Origin of the sequence: Brevundimonas sp. NPDC092305, from assembly GCF_044755415.1 — a bacterium.
Taxonomy (GTDB): Bacteria; Pseudomonadota; Alphaproteobacteria; order Caulobacterales; family Caulobacteraceae; genus Brevundimonas.
This window is the reverse complement of record NZ_JBIVQY010000001.1, coordinates 914,008-930,101: the sequence shown is the minus strand read 5'-3', so window position 1 is coordinate 930,101 and position 16,094 is coordinate 914,008. Positions and strand designations below refer to the sequence as shown.

Annotated in this window: 21 protein-coding genes and 1 tRNA gene; 6 read left to right on the top strand and 16 right to left on the bottom strand. The window is 66.6% G+C overall.

Going from position 1 to position 16,094, the window contains the following annotated elements; genetic code table 11:
* Window position 1: 1 nt before the first annotated feature.
* Window positions 2–454, bottom strand: a complete 453-nt coding sequence (locus tag ACIQC9_RS04650; RefSeq protein WP_400612898.1) for a hypothetical protein — start codon at window positions 452–454, stop codon at window positions 2–4.
* A gap of 74 nt (window positions 455–528) precedes the next feature.
* On the opposite strand from ACIQC9_RS04650, the gene phaC reads away from it, so the two are divergent.
* Together phaC and ACIQC9_RS04640 are read left to right on the top strand one after the other, a co-directional pair.
* Window positions 529–2,496, top strand: a complete 1,968-nt coding sequence (gene phaC / locus ACIQC9_RS04645; protein WP_400612896.1) for a class I poly(R)-hydroxyalkanoic acid synthase — start codon at window positions 529–531, stop codon at window positions 2,494–2,496.
* Window positions 2,493–2,867: a hypothetical protein gene (locus ACIQC9_RS04640; protein ID WP_400612894.1), complete on the top strand. Its 375-nt coding sequence runs from the start codon at window positions 2,493–2,495 to the stop codon at window positions 2,865–2,867. The genes phaC and ACIQC9_RS04640 overlap by 4 nt, the downstream gene beginning before the upstream one ends.
* Here ACIQC9_RS04640 and msrB read toward each other — a convergent pair.
* Together msrB and argC are read right to left on the bottom strand one after the other, a co-directional pair.
* On the bottom strand, window positions 2,864–3,355 hold the full coding sequence (gene msrB, locus ACIQC9_RS04635) for a peptide-methionine (R)-S-oxide reductase MsrB (protein ID WP_400612892.1): 492 nt from the start codon (window positions 3,353–3,355) through the stop codon (window positions 2,864–2,866). The two genes, ACIQC9_RS04640 and msrB, sit on opposite strands and share 4 nt — an antisense overlap.
* Before the next feature lie 40 nt (window positions 3,356–3,395).
* On the bottom strand, window positions 3,396–4,331 hold the full coding sequence (argC, locus tag ACIQC9_RS04630) for an N-acetyl-gamma-glutamyl-phosphate reductase (protein WP_400612890.1): 936 nt from the start codon (window positions 4,329–4,331) through the stop codon (window positions 3,396–3,398).
* A 26-nt stretch (window positions 4,332–4,357) separates the two neighbouring features.
* Between argC and ACIQC9_RS04625 the strand changes: the two genes are divergently transcribed.
* Window positions 4,358–4,675 (top strand): hypothetical protein, encoded by a 318-nt coding sequence (locus tag ACIQC9_RS04625; RefSeq protein ID WP_400612888.1) that lies wholly within the window; start codon window positions 4,358–4,360, stop codon window positions 4,673–4,675.
* Window positions 4,676–4,729: 54 nt separating this feature from the next.
* On the opposite strand, the gene rpsI is transcribed toward ACIQC9_RS04625, so the two are convergent.
* The 3 genes from rpsI to ACIQC9_RS04610 all read right to left on the bottom strand — a co-directional run bounded on the left by rpsI (window position 4,730) and on the right by ACIQC9_RS04610 (window position 6,930).
* On the bottom strand, window positions 4,730–5,218 hold the full coding sequence (rpsI, locus tag ACIQC9_RS04620; protein WP_400612885.1) for a 30S ribosomal protein S9: 489 nt from the start codon (window positions 5,216–5,218) through the stop codon (window positions 4,730–4,732).
* 2 nt (window positions 5,219–5,220) lie between these two features.
* Window positions 5,221–5,694: a 50S ribosomal protein L13 gene (gene rplM / locus ACIQC9_RS04615; RefSeq protein WP_400615387.1), complete on the bottom strand. Its 474-nt coding sequence runs from the start codon at window positions 5,692–5,694 to the stop codon at window positions 5,221–5,223.
* 168 nt (window positions 5,695–5,862) lie between these two features.
* On the bottom strand, window positions 5,863–6,930 hold the full coding sequence (locus ACIQC9_RS04610) for a COX15/CtaA family protein (RefSeq protein WP_400612883.1): 1,068 nt from the start codon (window positions 6,928–6,930) through the stop codon (window positions 5,863–5,865).
* Window positions 6,931–6,995: 65 nt separating this feature from the next.
* On the opposite strand from ACIQC9_RS04610, the gene ACIQC9_RS04605 reads away from it, so the two are divergent.
* Together ACIQC9_RS04605 and ACIQC9_RS04600 are read left to right on the top strand one after the other, a co-directional pair.
* Entirely contained in the window at window positions 6,996–7,316 is a 321-nt protein-coding gene (locus ACIQC9_RS04605; RefSeq protein WP_400612880.1) for a transglycosylase, read from the top strand.
* Complete coding sequence (locus ACIQC9_RS04600; RefSeq protein WP_400612877.1) at window positions 7,316–7,519, top strand: DUF2842 domain-containing protein; 204 nt, start codon at window positions 7,316–7,318, stop codon at window positions 7,517–7,519. Before ACIQC9_RS04605 ends, ACIQC9_RS04600 begins: the two co-directional genes overlap by 1 nt.
* A 31-nt stretch (window positions 7,520–7,550) precedes the next feature.
* On the opposite strand, the gene ACIQC9_RS04595 is transcribed toward ACIQC9_RS04600, so the two are convergent.
* The 7 genes from ACIQC9_RS04595 to ACIQC9_RS04565 form a co-directional block, all read right to left on the bottom strand.
* Window positions 7,551–7,627 (bottom strand) — tRNA-Pro (locus ACIQC9_RS04595).
* A 55-nt stretch (window positions 7,628–7,682) separates the two neighbouring features.
* Complete coding sequence (locus ACIQC9_RS04590; RefSeq protein WP_400612874.1) at window positions 7,683–8,096, bottom strand: MerR family transcriptional regulator; 414 nt, start codon at window positions 8,094–8,096, stop codon at window positions 7,683–7,685.
* A gap of 4 nt (window positions 8,097–8,100) precedes the next feature.
* A complete protein-coding gene (locus ACIQC9_RS04585) occupies window positions 8,101–8,403 on the bottom strand; it encodes an integration host factor subunit alpha (RefSeq protein ID WP_400612872.1) in 303 nt (100 codons plus the stop codon).
* A 72-nt stretch (window positions 8,404–8,475) separates the two neighbouring features.
* Window positions 8,476–9,453: a beta-ketoacyl-ACP synthase III gene (locus ACIQC9_RS04580; RefSeq protein ID WP_400612870.1), complete on the bottom strand. Its 978-nt coding sequence runs from the start codon at window positions 9,451–9,453 to the stop codon at window positions 8,476–8,478.
* Entirely contained in the window at window positions 9,450–10,529 is a 1,080-nt protein-coding gene (gene plsX, locus ACIQC9_RS04575) for a phosphate acyltransferase PlsX (RefSeq protein WP_400612867.1), read from the bottom strand. The genes ACIQC9_RS04580 and plsX overlap by 4 nt, the downstream gene beginning before the upstream one ends.
* Before the next feature lie 90 nt (window positions 10,530–10,619).
* Window positions 10,620–11,132 carry a YceD family protein gene (locus ACIQC9_RS04570; protein ID WP_400612865.1) on the bottom strand — a complete coding sequence of 171 codons (513 nt, stop codon included), beginning with the start codon at window positions 11,130–11,132 and terminating at the stop codon, window positions 10,620–10,622.
* Window positions 11,132–11,656 carry a ubiquinol-cytochrome C chaperone family protein gene (locus tag ACIQC9_RS04565; RefSeq protein ID WP_400612864.1) on the bottom strand — a complete coding sequence of 175 codons (525 nt, stop codon included), beginning with the start codon at window positions 11,654–11,656 and terminating at the stop codon, window positions 11,132–11,134. Before ACIQC9_RS04565 ends, ACIQC9_RS04570 begins: the two co-directional genes overlap by 1 nt.
* A gap of 88 nt (window positions 11,657–11,744) precedes the next feature.
* On the opposite strand from ACIQC9_RS04565, the gene ACIQC9_RS04560 reads away from it, so the two are divergent.
* Window positions 11,745–12,221: an outer membrane protein assembly factor BamE gene (locus ACIQC9_RS04560; RefSeq protein ID WP_400612862.1), complete on the top strand. Its 477-nt coding sequence runs from the start codon at window positions 11,745–11,747 to the stop codon at window positions 12,219–12,221.
* A gap of 97 nt (window positions 12,222–12,318) precedes the next feature.
* Here ACIQC9_RS04560 and ACIQC9_RS04555 read toward each other — a convergent pair whose 3' ends face one another.
* From ACIQC9_RS04555 to thiL, 3 genes are all read right to left on the bottom strand, one after another.
* Window positions 12,319–14,469 (bottom strand): sodium-translocating pyrophosphatase, encoded by a 2,151-nt coding sequence (locus ACIQC9_RS04555; protein WP_400612859.1) that lies wholly within the window; start codon window positions 14,467–14,469, stop codon window positions 12,319–12,321.
* A gap of 172 nt (window positions 14,470–14,641) precedes the next feature.
* The gene (locus tag ACIQC9_RS04550; RefSeq protein ID WP_400612857.1) at window positions 14,642–15,067 is read right to left on the bottom strand and encodes a hypothetical protein; all 426 of its coding nucleotides are present in this window, start codon (window positions 15,065–15,067) and stop codon (window positions 14,642–14,644) included.
* Between the two features lie 37 nt (window positions 15,068–15,104).
* Complete coding sequence (gene thiL, locus ACIQC9_RS04545) at window positions 15,105–16,094, bottom strand: thiamine-phosphate kinase (protein ID WP_400612855.1); 990 nt, start codon at window positions 16,092–16,094, stop codon at window positions 15,105–15,107.

Here is a 16,094-nt window from a genome sequence, read left to right as displayed (position 1 = left end):
GTCAGCGCCGGTCGACCGGCGGCGGGGCGCGGCCGCGTTCGCGGGTCCGGCGGGCGAACTCCTCGATCTCGGCCTGGGTTTCCTGGGTGGCTGGCGCGACCGGCGTAGCCGCGACGCGGGACTGGACATCCCGGGCGAAGACGTCGGGATCGCCGGACGTCTGCCACTCGATCCGGGCGACCTCGCCGGCAAGGGCGCCGCCGGTCTGTTCGAGACGGTTCACCTGTTCGGCGATCTGCGTGGGCTCGACTGGCGCGGACGCCTTCGGGAAGTTTTCCCAGCGCGGATACTCGCGGTGGGCGTCGACCAGTTCCTGCACGCGAGGGGCGATCGGCGAGGTCGGATCGGTGCGGGGATTGAAGGAGCCGACGCATCCCGCCAGCCCCGCCGCGCCAAGCGTGCAGACCAGCGCAGCAATTTTCCGGCTCGGCGCGTTCATTTCGGGTCTGGTCATATGCCATGATCATGACAGGCGGAAGGGCGCATGCGACCCTTGCGACCGATCCTGACGTCGACCGGAAGGTTTCCATGGCCAAGAGCCCCGTCCCGCCCGCCGATGCCCCTGCTCCCCGCAAGCCGGGGCGCCCGACGTCGCCCAAACCGCCCCGTCCGCGCGCGAAGGCGGCCGCCGAGAAGGCCGCGAGAGCCGAATCGCCCGCCGCAGAACCGCCGCCTCATGCTGCTCCGACGACGGCCGCGCCCGAATCGCCGGGGGCCGGCTTCGACTTCTCGGGCGGAGACCAGCGCCAGATGATCGAGACTCTGTCTCTGAACCTCGCCAAGGCGGCGATGACCGCGCAGTCGGCGATCGCCGAGGCCGCGCTGGCGCACGCCGACCGGCCCGCCGCCCTCTCGCCCGACCCCTTCAATGTCGGCCCGGCCATGACCAGCGTCATGACCAGCCTTGCGTCGCGACCCGACAAGCTGTTCTCGGCCCAGGCCGATCTGTTCAACCGCTATATGGACCTGTGGGCCTCCACGACCCGCCGCGCCGCCGGGGAGGAGCAGGCGCCGTCGAAGGACAAGCGGTTCAAGGACCCGGCCTGGTCCGAGAACCCGATGTTCGACGTCATGCGCCAGTCCTATCTGGTCACCGCCGACTGGATGAACGGGCTGGTCTCGTCGGTTGAGGACGTCGATCCCCGCACAAAGCGACGGGCCGAGTTCTTCACCAAGCTGCTGACCGACGCCTTCTCGCCCTCCAACTTCCTCGCCTCCAACCCTGCTGCACTGAAGGCGCTGGCCGAGAGCAACGGCGAGTCGCTGGTCAAGGGCATGCAGAACTTCGCCGCAGACATGGAGCGAGGCGGTGGAAAGCTGAAGATCAGCCAGGCCGACTACGGCAAGTTCGAGGTGGGCGTGAACGTCGCCACCGCGCCGGGCAAAGTGGTCTGGCGTGACGAGCTGTTCGAACTGATCCAGTACGACGCGGCCACGGACAAGCAGCGCGAGATCCCGCTGCTGATCTTCCCGCCGTGGATCAACAAGTTCTACATTCTGGACCTGCAGCCCGGGAACTCGATGATCCGCTGGCTGTCCAGTCAGGGCTTCACGGTCTTCGTCTGCTCCTGGGTTAACCCGGACAAGGACAAGGCCGGGTTCGGCTTCGACGACTATCTGGAAAAGGGCATCTATCGCGCCGTCCAGAAGACGCTGGAGCAGTCGAAGTCCACCCGCATCAACACCGTGGGCTACTGCATCGGCGGCACACTGCTGGGCGCGGCGCTGGCGCATATGGCGGAGAACCGGATCGACGCCATCGGCTCGACCACCTTCTTCGCGGCCCAACACGACTTCGCGGAAGCCGGGGACCTGCTGCTGTTCACCGACGATCACTGGCTGAGCGAGATCGAGCAGCAGATGGACGCCGCGGGCGGCGTGCTGCCCGGCGCAGCCATGGCCGAGACGTTCAATGCGCTGAGGGCCAACGACCTTATCTGGTCGTTCTTCGTGTCCAACTATCTGATGGGCAAGGAGCCGCCGGCGTTCGACCTGCTGTTCTGGAACGCCGATCAGACGCGCATGCCCAAGAAGCTGCACATGGACTATCTGCGCTCCATGTACGGCCAGAACCGCCTCAGCCGGGGCGAGTTCGAGATCGGCGGCATCACGGTCGACCTGTCGAAAGTGACGATCCCGCTCTATTTCCAGGCCAGCCGCGAGGATCACATCGCGCCGATGAACTCGGTTTATCGGTCGGCCAAGGCTTTCTCGAACGCGGACGTCACCCTGACCCTGGCGGGATCAGGCCATATCGCCGGCGTGGTCAATGCGCCGGCGGCGAACAAGTACCAGCACTGGACCAACGACGCCCTGCCCGCGACCTTGCAGGAATGGCAGGCCGGTGCGGAGGAGCATCCCGGCAGCTGGTGGAACCATTGGGCGACGTGGCTGCATGACAAGTCCGGCGGCTGGATTCCCGCCCGCGATCCTGCGAAGGGACCGCTCGCGCCCATCGAGCCTGCGCCGGGCAGCTATGTGAAGGTCAAGTCTTGAAGATCGAGCCCAACCTGCTCGTCGCCGCCGTCACGGCCTGCGCGCTCGGCCTGCTGGTCATCGTCGCCAGCCTGTTCGGTGGGCCGGAAGCGACGCTGCGGTACGTCGCGACCGCCTTCGTCTGCATCGCGGTGGCGCTGGCCTTCAGCCGGATGATGCTGCGCATGCGTGGGCGTGTCCCGCGGCCGCTGATCCGGGCGGAAGCGCCGGGCGCCGCGATCTGGATGGGCGTCTTCCCGCTGGTCGTGCTGGCGACCGCCATCCTGCCGATGATGGCGCCGAAGGCGGACTACACCCTGATGGTCGTGATCGCCGCGATCTGGACGGCCGTCACCCTGCAGTCGGCGTTCGCCGCACGCCGGACGGCCTAGGCCGGGACGAACTTCAGCGCGACGCCGTTGTTGCAGTAGCGCTTTCCGGTCGGCCGGGGACCGTCCATGAAAAGATGCCCCTGATGGCCGAGACAGCGGGCGCAGTGATACTCCGTACGCGGAATACCGATGGCGTAATCGGTCTTCGTGCCGATGTTGGCGGCGATCACGTCATAGAAGCTGGGCCAGCCGGTGCCGCTGTCGAACTTCCACTGCGAGCGGAACAGGGGCAGGTCGCAGCCGCGGCAGACGAAGGTCCCGCGCCTGTGCTCGTTGTTCAGCGGGCTGGTCCCCGGCCGCTCGGTCGCCTCGTGCCGGAGCGTCTGATAGCTGGCGGCCGGCAACCGCTCACGCCACTGGGCGTCGGTCACGCGGCGGAACGGAGAGCTGGCGTACTGTCCCTCCGACGCGTCCGCCTCACCCGACGAACAGGCGCCGAGCGTCAGGGCGCCGGCGGAGAGAAGAAGATGGCGGCGATTGAGGTTCATGACGGAGATACGTCGTTAGCCTGGGCCCGGTTTCAAGCCCTCAGGCCAGTCCTGCCGCTTCGTCGAGCCCCAGCATCAGGTTCAGGTTCTGGACGGCCGCGCCTGACGCGCCCTTTCCGAGGTTGTCGAGAAGCGCCACCAGCCGCACTTGGGAGCCGCCCCGGTCGCCGAAGACGTGCAATCGCATCCGGTTCGTACCGTTCAGCCCTTCGGGCGCAATGCCCGTCATGGCTTCGGTCTCTTCCAGCGTGGCCACCTCGACAAACCGCTGACCGGCATAGGCCTCGGTCAGCGCGCCATGCACGGCTTCAACGGACGGCGATCCCGGCAGGGCGCCGAGATGCAGCGGGACCTCGACCAGCATGCCCTGCCGATACGCGCCGACCGCGGGGGTGAACAGGACGTCGCGCTCCAGCCCGGTGTGGCGCGTCATCTCGGGGACGTGCTTGTGCTTCAGGGTCAGGCCATAGGCGCGGAAGGGCGGCGCGCCCTGCTCGTCCTCGAACTCGGCGATCATCGCCTTGCCGCCACCGGAGTAGCCGCTGACGGCGTTGACGCTGACCGGCCAGCTGGCGGGAATGATCCCCGCGCTGACCAAAGGCCGCACCAGCCCGATGAAGCCGGTCGGATAGCAGCCGGGGTTCGACACCCGCGTCGCACCGGCGATCTTCTCGCGCTGGCCGGGCGCCATCTCGGCGAAGCCGTATGTCCAGGCCGGATCGACCCGATAGGCCGTCGAGGCGTCAATCACCCGCACGGACAGGTTCTCGATCATACTCACCGCCTCTTTCGCCGCATCGTCGGGCAGGCACAGGATCACGGCGTCTGCGCTGTTCAACGCCTCACGCCGCGCCGTCACATCGCGCCGCCGGTCGCCCAGCAGCAGCAACTCCAGATCCGGGCGCGCCTCAAGCCGTTCGCGGATCTCCAGCCCTGTGGTGCCGGCCTCGCCGTCGATGAAGATGGTGTGGGGCAAGACTTGATTCCTGATAGGCTTGTTAAATGACGCGGACTGATTTGATGCTCTCGGCGCAGCGAGCCTTGCTGGGATTCGTCACGGCGAATGTTCGTTCGGTAAGCGGCGCTCTAGAACGCGAAGCGATCACGATACGCTACATAATCGATGGCGAAATCGATGATGATACGCGCGAAGAGCTCAGTTGCGCCTCCACCCTGATCATCGCCGATATTGAGCCGGCCGAGTACCATTGGAAGTTCGAGGAAGAGTTTGTCCGGTTGGACGTCCCGGCCTCCTTGAGAGGCGCAACCCTCGCTCTCCAGTTCTTCGAGCGCTACGAGCCGGAACCCCCGCCAGAATGAAAAAGGGCGCTCCGGTTTCCCGAAGCGCCCCAAATCCAAACCGCAGTAAAGCGATTAGCGCTTCGAGAACTGGAACGAACGGCGAGCCTTGGCGCGGCCGTACTTCTTGCGCTCGACGACGCGGCTGTCGCGGGTCAGGAAGCCGTGTGGCTTCAGAACCTTGCGCAGTTCCGGCTCGTAGTGCGTCAGGGCGTGCGACAGGCCGTGGCGGATGGCGCCGGCCTGGCCGGACAGGCCCGAACCTTCAACAGTGCAGATCACGTCGAACTGGGTCGCGCGGTCCGAGACGGTCAGCGGCTGGGCGACCATCATCTGCAGCACGGGGCGGGCGAAATACTGGGCCAGCTCCTTTCCGTTGACGGTGATCTTGCCGGAGCCCGGCTTCACCCACACGCGGGCGATGGCGTTCTTGCGCTTGCCGGTCGAATAGGCGCGGCCCAGCGAGTCCAGCTTCTGGACGGCGGGAGCGGCGTCTTCGGCAGCGGTGCCGAGGCCCTTCAGGGCGTCGAAGCCGGTGGCGGTGTCAGTGGTGACGTCGGTCATGCTCAGACGCTCCGGGTGTTCTTGGGAGAGGCCGACTTGAAGTCGATCGTCTCGGGCGACTGGGCTTCATGCGAGTGCGCGGCGCCGGCGAACAGACGCAGGTGCGTCATCTGCTTGCGGGCCAGCGGGCTTTCCTTCGGCAGCATGCGCTCGACGGCCTTCTCGAGCACGCGCTCGGGGAAGCGACCGCCCAAGACCTTGGCCGGGGTGGTTTCCTTGACGCCGCCCGGGTGACCGGTGTGACGGTAATAAACCTTGTCGGTGTGCTTCTTGCCGGTGAACACCACCTTGTCGACGTTGGTCACGACGACGTAGTCGCCGCAGTCAACGTGGGGGGTGTAGTCGCCGCGGTGTTTGCCGCGCAGACGGTTGGCGATGAAGGTCGCGAGGCGGCCCACCACGACGCCTTCGGCGTCGATGTGGATCCACTTCTTCTCGACCTCGGCCGGCTTCAGCGAAGCCGTGGTGGTCTTCAACATGACATGCGTCCAGAAGGAGGAAACGGGTTGCCCGGCCGGACGGGCCGAACGGAAGGCGCGCTCTTAGAGGAGACGCCAGTCCCCGTCAATGTCGGTTCATGCACCGAAATCAGCCTAGTCAGCTGAAAACAATAGACTTTATAAATACGGTATTAAAATACCGCATCAGAATGGGGTCGTACGGGGTCCAGACACGAACAGGCGGGGCTGCGAGCGCCGGACAAGCCACAGATTCACCGTCGCCGTCGCAAGCACCAACGCCGCGCCCGCCTGATGGAGTGCGCCGAGCCACAGCGGCACGGCGTGCATCAGGGTGATGATCCCGAGGATGGCCTGCAACCACAGGGCGCCGGCCACCACGAAGGCCGCGGCTCCCAAGCCCTGCGCCAGCCGCCAGCGCCACGCCTGCACCGCATAGGCCGTCCCGCCGATCAGCAGGCCATAGGCCATGATCCGGTGATTGAACTGGACCAGCCCCTGATCATGCAGGAAGGCCAGCGCGCCCTTGCCCCATTCGACCGGCGGCAGGACCGCGCCGTTCATCAGCGGCCAGTCGGTATAGATGAAGCCGGCCTTGGCGCCCGCGACCAGCCCGCCCAGCAGGCACTGGAAGAAGACCGCGCCCAGCAGGATCGCCGCGCCACGACTCCAGCCGGCCGGCGAGCGCGAATGCTCCTCGCCGTTCCACGCCTCAAGCCCGGTCCAGATCAGGCCCATGAAGATCAGCAGCGCCAGCCCGAGGTGGGTCGCCAGACGCTCCGGCGCGACATCGACCCGCTCGCTCAGACCGCTGGTCACCATCCACCAGCCGATCAGGCCCTGAAGTCCGCCCAGCGCCAGCAGGACCAGGCAGCGAACGATCAACCGCCGGGGCATCTGGCGAAGAACCAGCAGGATGACGAAAGGCAGGGCGAAGGCCGCTCCGATCACGCGGCCCAGCAGGCGGTGGAACCACTCCCAGAAGAAGATCCCCTTGAACTCGTCCAGCGACATGCCGGCGTTGACCTGGGCGTACTGGGGGATCGCCTTGTATTTCTCGAAGGCCTCGTGCCAGTCGGCCGCGTTCATCGGCGGCAGGGCGCCCATGATGGGCTTCCATTCCGTGATCGACAGGCCCGAGCCCGTCAGGCGCGTGACCCCGCCCACCACCACCATGGCGAAGACCAGAAGCGCGACCGCCCAGAGCCAGATCGCCGCCGCCCGGCTTTGTCCGCCATCGCTGAAACGCTTCATTCGACGCCCGTCATCCCGACCGCTACACTGCCGGTGCGCCTTTGCTCGGCGTCGGCGTCAGGGGTATGCCCCGTCATTCCGGCGAGATCGAGTCGCTTTATCGCTGTTCTTTCGCCGCAGGTTCGGAGCCGTCGTTGCAGTACGCCGACATCGCCATCGCCGCCCTCGGGGCCTTCTTCCTGGCCTGGCTGGCCGACACGGCCACGGGCCGGCGCGGACTGTTCGCCGCTTCGCTGGTGTCCGGCGTCGCCGCCGTCTGCGGCTGGTTCCTGTCCGTACGGGTATTCGCCGTGTCCACGTCCAACCAGTGGACCTGGGTCCTATGGTCGCTGGTCGGTTCGGTGCTGGCCCTGTTCGCCTTCCACCTGTTCCGGAACAAGCGCTGATGGGCCTGCGGACACGACGCTTCGTGGCGATGCTGGGGGCTCTCGGTTTCCTCGCCGTCTACATCTGGGCGGTCATCGCGGTCGGCGACCGGCTGCCCGAGAACATGTGGGTGGATCTGCTGTTCTACGGCGTCGCGGGCATCGCCTGGGGTCTGCCGCTGATTCCGCTGCTGAACTGGGCCGAGGGCGGAAAGCCGAAGTAGCGGCCGGGTGATCGACAGGGTCAAGGGAAGATGGTCGGAGCGACAGGATTCGAACCTGCGACCCCTTGACCCCCAGTCAAGTGCGCTACCAGGCTGCGCCACGCTCCGAGAGGCGCTCCCTATAGACAAGGGTTCGGTGCGCCGCAAACCGAAAACGCAGGCGTCAGGCTGTTCTCGACAGAACGGCTTCCAGACGGGCCCGCGCGCCTTCCAGATCGGCCAGAACCTGCCGTAGCCGGACGACCGAACCGCCGTTCGAAACCGTCGCAGGCGCGGGCGCATCGTCATCGAAGGAGACGGTCTGATCGGGGTCGCCGTAGAGGGCCAGCCGCTTCAGCCCCTGCTCCTTGTGCAGGCGCTGGACACCCTTGATGGTCAGACCTTCCTCGTGGAGCAGCCGCCGCACGGCCTTGAGCAGCACGACGTCCTGGGGCCGGTAGAACCGGCGCCCGCCCGCACGCTTCAGCGGCGTGATGAACGCGAATTTGGTTTCCCAGAACCGCAGCACATGCTGTGGGGCGCCGACCTCTTCGGAGGCTTCGGAGATCGTGCGAAAGGCGTTCGCGCTCTTGGCCACGCCCCTAGGCGCCCGCCCCGTGCACGCGGCCCTTCATGATCTGGGATGCGCGGAAGCTGATGACGCGGCGCGGGTGAATGGCCGCAGGCTCGCCGGTCTTTGGGTTGCGGCCCATGCGGGCGCGCTTTTCACGCACCTGAAAGACGCCGAAGCCCGACAGTTTCACAGTTTCGCCGCGTTCGAGCGACTCGACGATCAGCTCCAGTGTGCGCTCGACCATCATCGAGCACTCCTGACGCGACAGGCCGACTTCCTCATGCACAGCCTCGCAGAGGTCAGCACGGGTCAGGGTCTGAGATTGCGCCAATGTCCGCTCCCCTACACACGAAGCCGCTATAAAAGGCCAAGCGTCGTCAAATGGAAAGCCGAATCTCCGGCGTCAGAAGCGAAACGCGCAGGCGCCCCAGGTCAGGCCGCCGCCCATGGCTTCCAGCAGAACCAGATCGCCCTTCTTGATGCGGCCGTCCTTCACGCCGACGTCGAGCGCCAGCGGGATGGACGCCGCTGAGGTATTGGCGTGGGTTTCGACGGTGAGGATGATCTTGTTCTCGTCCAGCCCCAACCGCTCGCCCACGCCCTTGATGATACGCTGGTTAGCCTGGTGCGGAACGAACCAGTCGATATCCGAAACCTCGACGCCCGCCGCATCGCAGCAGGAGGTGATGGCCTCGGCGATGTTCACCACGGCATGGCGGAATACCTGATTGCCCAACATGCGCAGGTGCCCGACCGTGCCGGTCGTAGCGGGCCCGCCGTCGACGTAGAGCAGATCCGTCTTCGAGCCGTCGCAGCGCAAAGTGAAGCCCAGCAGGCCCTGATCCGCGCTGGTCCCCTGCCCTTCGCGCGGCTCCAGAACCACAGCGCCGGCGCCGTCGCCGAACAGGACGCAGGTGGTCCGGTCGGTCCAGTCCATCAGCCGGGTCATTTCTTCAGCCCCGATGACCAGGGCGCATTTCGACAGGCCGCGCGCGACGAAGCCGTCCGCCACGCTCATCGCGTAGACAAAGCCCGAACAGACGGCCTGAACGTCGAAGGCCGGGCAGACCGGAACGCCCAGCTTGCGCTGGACGATCGAGGCGCACGCCGGAAAGGTCATGTCCGGCGTGGTGGTCGCCACCACGATCAGATCGACATCCTCGGCAGACTTGCCGGCGGCGGCCAAGGCGCGGCGCGCGGCTTCGACCGCGAGATCGCTGGTCGGTTCGTCATCGCGAGCCCTGTGGCGCTGCTTGATGCCGGTCCGTTCCTGGATCCATTCGTCGGAGGTGTCGACGAACTCGGCCAGATCCGCATTGGTCACGATCTGTTCGGGCAGATACGACCCGACGCCGGTGACGGCGCTTCGGATGACGCTCACTGGGCAGACTCCGTGGCCTCTCCCGTGACGGGGCTGGCCGGTTGTTCAAGAACGGCGGTCAATCGCTCAAGATTGGCGCCGACCTTGGTCAGATAGTCACTTCGCGCCAGATCGACAGCGATCCGGATCGCATTTCCATAGCCCTTGGCGTCCGCGCCGCCGTGGCTCTTCACCACGATGCCGTTCAGACCCAGCAGGGGGCCGCCATTGATGGCGCTGGGATCAATCTTCTGCCGCATCCGCTTCAGGGCGGGCATGGCCAGAAGCGCGCCGGCCTGCGCCGGCAGGCTTGAGGTCAGCGCCTCTTTCAGCAGGGCGGAAATGAAGCGGGCCACGCCCTCAGCTGTTTTCAGGGCGATGTTGCCGGTGAAACCGTCGGTCACGACGACATCCACGGTGCCCTTGGCGATATCGTCGCCCTCGACGAAGCCATGATAGCTTAGGCCCAGTCCGCCATCGCGCAGGATGGCCGCGGCCTCTCGTACGGCCTCGTGCCCCTTCATCTCTTCCGAGCCGACGTTCAGGATGCCGACGGTCGGCTTGGCCACACCATGGACGGCCTGATGAAAGGCCTCGCCCATGATGGCGAACTCGACCAGTTGCTCGGCGTCGCTCTCGACGTTGGCGCCGACGTCCAGCACCGCCGTGACGCCCTTCAGGGTCGGCCAGCTGGCGACGATGGCGGGGCGTTCCAGGCCGTGGGCGGACATGCGCAATAGCAGCTTGGAGATGGCCATCAGCGCGCCGGTGTTGCCGGCTGACACCACGCCCTGCGCCTCGCCGGTCTTCACCGCTTCGATGGCGTTCCACAGGCTCGATCCCTTGCCCCGACGCATAGCCTGGGCGGGCTTTTCGTCCATGGCGACGACCTTGTCGGTGTGCCGCACCTCGCAGACGCCATCGGCGATATGGCAGCGGGCGATCTGGGCGCGGATCGCAGCCTCGTCGCCATGCAACAGGAAGCGGACGCCCGAGTCTCCGTGCCGTTTGATGTAATCGCGAATGCCGGGCACGACGACGGACGGGCCGTGATCTCCGCCCATGGCGTCAAGCGAGATCAAAGTAGGGGATGGCAAGTCGTTACGACTCCGTCGCGCCGTTTTCCCGGCGCTGGTCAGGCGGACGATAGCGCCGCGAGGGCGGGATGCAACCGCCCGGCCCTCGCGTCAACCTTCACCGGTCGGCTTCAGGCCTTTCAGGACGGCGAAGGGCGAAATCTCGGCGGGTTCGGGCGGCTGCACGAAGGCTGCGCCCGGCTTGCGCGGGAAAGGATCGAGCTGCAGCGACAGTTGCTCGACCACCACCTGCCCCAGATCGATGAATCCGTCCTCGAGCAGGTCGGGCGATTCGTCGTCCATGGTGACGACCACCTCGTCGGATTCCTCATCCGGCGCTTCTGCGAAAGTCTGCCGGAAGGTCTCGTCAACCTGCATCGGCAGCGGCTCAAGCGTGATCCCGCAGGTCTGCGCCAGCGTGGCCCGCAACCGGCCCTTCACGGCCCAGCCGATCGCCGCAGGCTCCACCGTCAGCTCGGCGGTCAGCGTATCAAGCGACGCGAGATCCAGCGCGCGGACGATACGCTCCCGGGCGGCGGCGTCAGGCTCGAGCACGCGCGTCTGACCGGCCCCGATCTGATGAAGGCGAATGGGCTCGCTGTAGGGCAATTCGGGAACAGTCATCATCGCACCTCGGCCCAGGCAGGGGCCTTCAAAACATCTCTGTAGGGCTGGGCGGCGAGGCTTGCACGGCTGGCGAGGGCGTAATCGGCCAGTCGCTCGCCGTCGGACGCCTGATCGCTCTCATGGACATTCCGCGCCAGCGAGACCGCCAGCACTTCCCGATCGCCATCCCGAAGCGGAGCCTCATAGGCGGTCATGCGACCGTACATGGCCTCGCCCAGCTTGCGCATCTTCTTCCCGACCGAGATGTCGCCGACGCCCAGCTCTCGCAGGGCATGGTCAAGAGCCGAGACATAGGCGTTGAACAGGGCCTGCCCGGCTTCGGCGCCCTCCTCTCCCTCGTCCCGCAGGCGCTGGATCAGAATGAGGACGTGCAGGGTGTACAGCTCGAATCGCGCATCGATCCGGTCAGCCACGCCGAGGTCGGTGTAAAACGCCGGTTGCCGCGCCTGACGGACGGCCAGCTCGTACAGCGGCTCCCCCAGGCGTTGGGTCGGGCGGGGTCTGAACAGGTTCTGCAGCATGGTTATGCGGCCCCTTTTCCGCCGCGCCGTTGAACTAAGGCCCGTGTCCGGTTAGGTCAAAGACCTTGTTCAGTCGCAGGCGCCGCCCATGCTCCGTTCGAAACTCGTCTTCGCCGCCCTCGCCGCGTCCGCTCTGATGGCGGGCTGCGCGCCCACGATCGGCCAGAACGGGTTCCAGGCCATCGACGCCAAACCCCAGGACATCGTCGCGGGCACGGACACCAAGCAGACCGTCCTGACCAAGCTGGGCACGCCGTCGACGACTTCGACCTTCGAGCGCGACAACGTCTGGTACTACATCAGCCAGGTCACCGAGAAATACACCTACAACCAGGCGCAGGTGACCCAGCGCAATGTGACCGAGATCACCTTCAACGACGCCGGTCTGGTGGCGAGCGTACGCACGCTCGGCCTGGACGACGGTCAGCAGCTCGCCATGAACCGTCGCGAGACTCCGACGCGCGGTCGCCAGCTGACGATCCTCGAACAGCTGCTGGGCAACGTCGGCCGCGGCCAGCTGCCCCGCACCGAGGAAGACGTCCCCGGCCAGCGCCGCCCGGACTAAACACCGCAATCGGTGAACGACAGCGTCGCGAACACAGGCGCAAAAAGAAACGCCCCGGAGATCGCTCTCCGGGGCGTCTTTCGTTGGGCCAGAGGAGCTAGCCGATCTTCCCACTCGCCAGCACCGCCAGCAGCAGAAGCGCGACGATGTTGGTGATCTTGATCATCGGGTTCACGGCGGGGCCGGAGGTGTCCTTGTAGGGATCGCCGACCGTGTCGCCGGTCACCGCGGCCTTGTGCGCCTCGGAGCCCTTGCCGTGGACGACGCCGTTCTTGTCGGTGAAGCCCTCTTCAATGACCTTCTTGGCGTTGTCCCACGCGCCGCCGCCCGAGGTCATGGAGATGGCCACGAACAGGCCGGTCACGATCACGCCCATCAGCATGGCGCCGAGAGAGGCGAAGGCGTTGGCCTTGTCCGAGATCATCAGGACGGCCACGAACAGCACGATCGGCGACAGCACCGGCAGAAGCGACGGCACGATCATCTCGCGGATCGCCGCCTTCGTCAGGATGTCGACCGCCTTGCCGTATTCGGGCTTCACGTCATAGGTCATGATGCCCGGGTTCTCGCGGAACTGGCGACGGACCTCGGCCACGACCGATTCGGCCGCGCGACCGACGGCCATCATCGACATGCCGCCGAACAGGAAGGGCAGCAGCCCCCCGAACAGCAGACCGACCACGACGTAGGGGTTGGTCAGATCGAAGGCGATCGGGCCCATGTCGGCGAAGAAGGGATACGCCGCCGGATTGGCCGAGAAGTACTGCAGGTCAGACGTATAGGCCGCGAACAGCACCAGCGCGCCGAGGCCCGCCGAACCGATCGCATAACCTTTGGTCACGGCCTTGGTCGTATTGCCCACCGCGTCGAGCGCGTCGGTCGAGTGACGGACTTCCGAGGGAAGGCCCGCCATTTCGGCGATGCCGCCGGCGTTGTCGGTGACCGGACCGAAGGCGTCCAGCGCCACGATCATGCCCGCCACGCCCAGCATGGTCGTGGTGGCGATGGCGATGCCGAACAGGCCGGCCAGCTGGAAGCTGACCACAATGCCGATGATGATCGTCAGCGCCGGAAGCGCCGTCGCTTCCAGCGAGACGGCCAGACCCTGGATCACATTGGTGCCGTGACCGGAGACCGAGGCGTTGGCCACCGACCGCACCGGGCGAAAGTTCGAACCGGTGTAGTACTCCGTGACCACCACGATGGCGGCGGTGACGGCCAGACCGACGAGGCCGGACCAGAACAGGTTCATCGCAGGCACGGCGGCCTCGACGCCCGGAATGGTGATCTCGGCCGGGACGATGCTGGTGATCACCCACCAGACCGCGATGACAGACAGCAGGCCGGTGACGATCAGGCCCTGATAGAGGGCGCCCATGATGTTCTGCGACTTGCCGAGGCGGACGAAGAACGAGCCGATGATCGAGGTCACCACACAGATGCCGCAGATGGCCAGCGGCAGCAGCATCATGGCTTCGACATAGGGCTGATCGCGGAAGAAGATGGCGGCCAGCACCATCGTCGCCACGGTCGTCACCGCATAGGTCTCGAACAGGTCGGCGGCCATGCCGGCGCAGTCGCCGACGTTGTCGCCCACGTTGTCGGCGATGGTCGCGGCGTTGCGGGGGTCGTCCTCGGGGATGCCCGCCTCGACCTTGCCCACCATGTCGCCGCCCACATCAGCGCCCTTGGTGAAGATGCCGCCGCCCAGACGGGCGAAGATGGAGATCAGCGAGGCGCCGAAGCCCAGCGCCACCAGACCGTCGATGACCTCGCGCCCCGTGGCTTCGAGCCCCAGCCCTTCGGTCAGGAAGGCGTAGTAGCCGGCAACGCCCAGAAGAGCGCCGCCAGCCACGAACATGCCGGTGATGGCGCCCGAGCGGAAGGCGAGATCCAGACCTTTGGACAGGCTCTCCGAAGCGGCTTGCGCCGTACGCACGTTGGCGCGGACGGAGATCAGCATGCCCGCGAAGCCTGCGAGGCCCGACAGGACCGCGCCGATCACGAAGCCGATCGCCGCATAGGGCCCGATCAGCAGATACGCGGCGATCAGGATCACGACCCCGACCATGCCGATGGTGATGTACTGCCGCCGCAGATATGCCGAAGCGCCTTCCTGGATCGCGGCGGCGATCTCGCGCATCTTGTCGTTGCCGGTGGAGGCCTTCATCAGCGCAGCGGTCTGGACGAGGCCGTAAAGCACTCCCAGTCCGCCCGCGGCTATGACTAGCCACAAGTAATTCGTCATTGGCGTTTCCAAACCCTGTTGCGTTTAAAGCGCCCGGACCCTTGGCGCGGCGGGCGTTTTCGCCTCTCTCCGCCTTCCGGTCCCCCCGTGCGCGGCGGGCGCTGAGAAGCGCGCCCCTCGGGAATTGCGGCTGAAAGGTGCCAAATGCGTCGGAGTGACGCAACAGGGATGGTTAGCCGGCGCGGATGCCTGTGCGGCGGCGCGGAGACTGGGAAACGATCTCGACGCTGGTGACCTTGCCGCGGCCGGCGATGGCGGCGGCCGAACGCATCAGGCTGGCCGAGATGGCCGGGCCGTTCAGGCGGGTCCAGTCGTCAGGCACGGTGAAAGGCGTGCGATGGCTGGAGCGGACGAGCGCGTCGCGGAAGTACGGCTCTTTTGGCCGCATGTTTTCCGCCGTCGCGCTTCCGCCGAGATGGAGCCGGAGCGAGACGAAGACGTAGTTGCGGATGCGGCCATCGGCGATGACCGGCAAGCCCACGCCAGCGATGTTCAGCATGGCCCCGCCCGCGGCCGGTTCCTCGCTGGCCATGGCGCGTTCGCCCGCCAGAACGGGCGGCAGGACGGCGGCGGCGGCGATGAGGTCACGACGGAGCATGGCGGCACCCTGACAGCCACGCCTTGAGATTTCGTTGTCAGCGGTGGGTGAAGCCGGCCTTGTCGAACTTCACGTTTTCATTGGCGAAGCGGGCCTTCACGCCCTTTCCGGCGACCACCCGGCCGATACGGGTCAGGCGCAGCAGGCGGCGCTCGGCCTCGCGGCGCAGGGCCTCCTCGTCCTTCGCCGCAGCGGTGAAGGCGATTTCGTAGTCATCGCCGCCGGTGACCAGCTTCTCCAGCGCAGCCACGGGATCGACCCGATCCTCGAACCAGGCGTTGGCCGCGGCGGACAGGGGCGTCAGGGCGAGATCGATCTCGATGCCTACGCCACTGGCCTCGGCGATGTGGCCCAGATCGGCGATGAGGCCGTCGGAAACGTCGATGGAGGCGCTGGCCAGCTCGCGGATGGTCGGCGCGAACTCCACCCGGGGCATGGGCGCGCGGTAGTGGTCGGCGAGAGCCATCAGCCGTTCCGGGTCCAGTCCCAGTCTTCCTTGCGCCGCCTGCAGACCCAGCCAGCCGTCGCCGATCGCCCCGGTCACGAACACCAGATCGCCGACCCGGGCGCCGTTCCGGCCGATGACGACGCCCTTGGGGGCCCAGCCTAGGGCGGTCAGGGAGAAGGACGCCGGCCCCGACGTGACCACCGTATCGCCCCCCAGCAGCGAGACGCCGAACGCCTTCTGGTCGGCTTTCAGGCCCGCGACGAAGGCTTCCCGCTCGGGCCAGCCGCAGCGCTCGGACCAGAAACAGGCCAACAGGTAGCCGAAAGGCTCCGCGCCCTTGGCCGCGAGGTCGGACAGGTTGGTCCGCAGCAGCTTCTGGGCGACGGTGTCCAGCGGGTCGGTGGGCAGGAAGTGGACGCCCTCGACGATGGCGTCCTTGGTCAGGACCAGATCATGACCGGGGCGGGTCGGCAGTGCTGCGACGTCGTCCTTCAGCCCCCTGCCCCATTCCGGATGGGCCAGCGGCGCGAACAGCTTGCGGATGGTCTCGAACTCGCCGGCGACATCCACGGAGGGCAT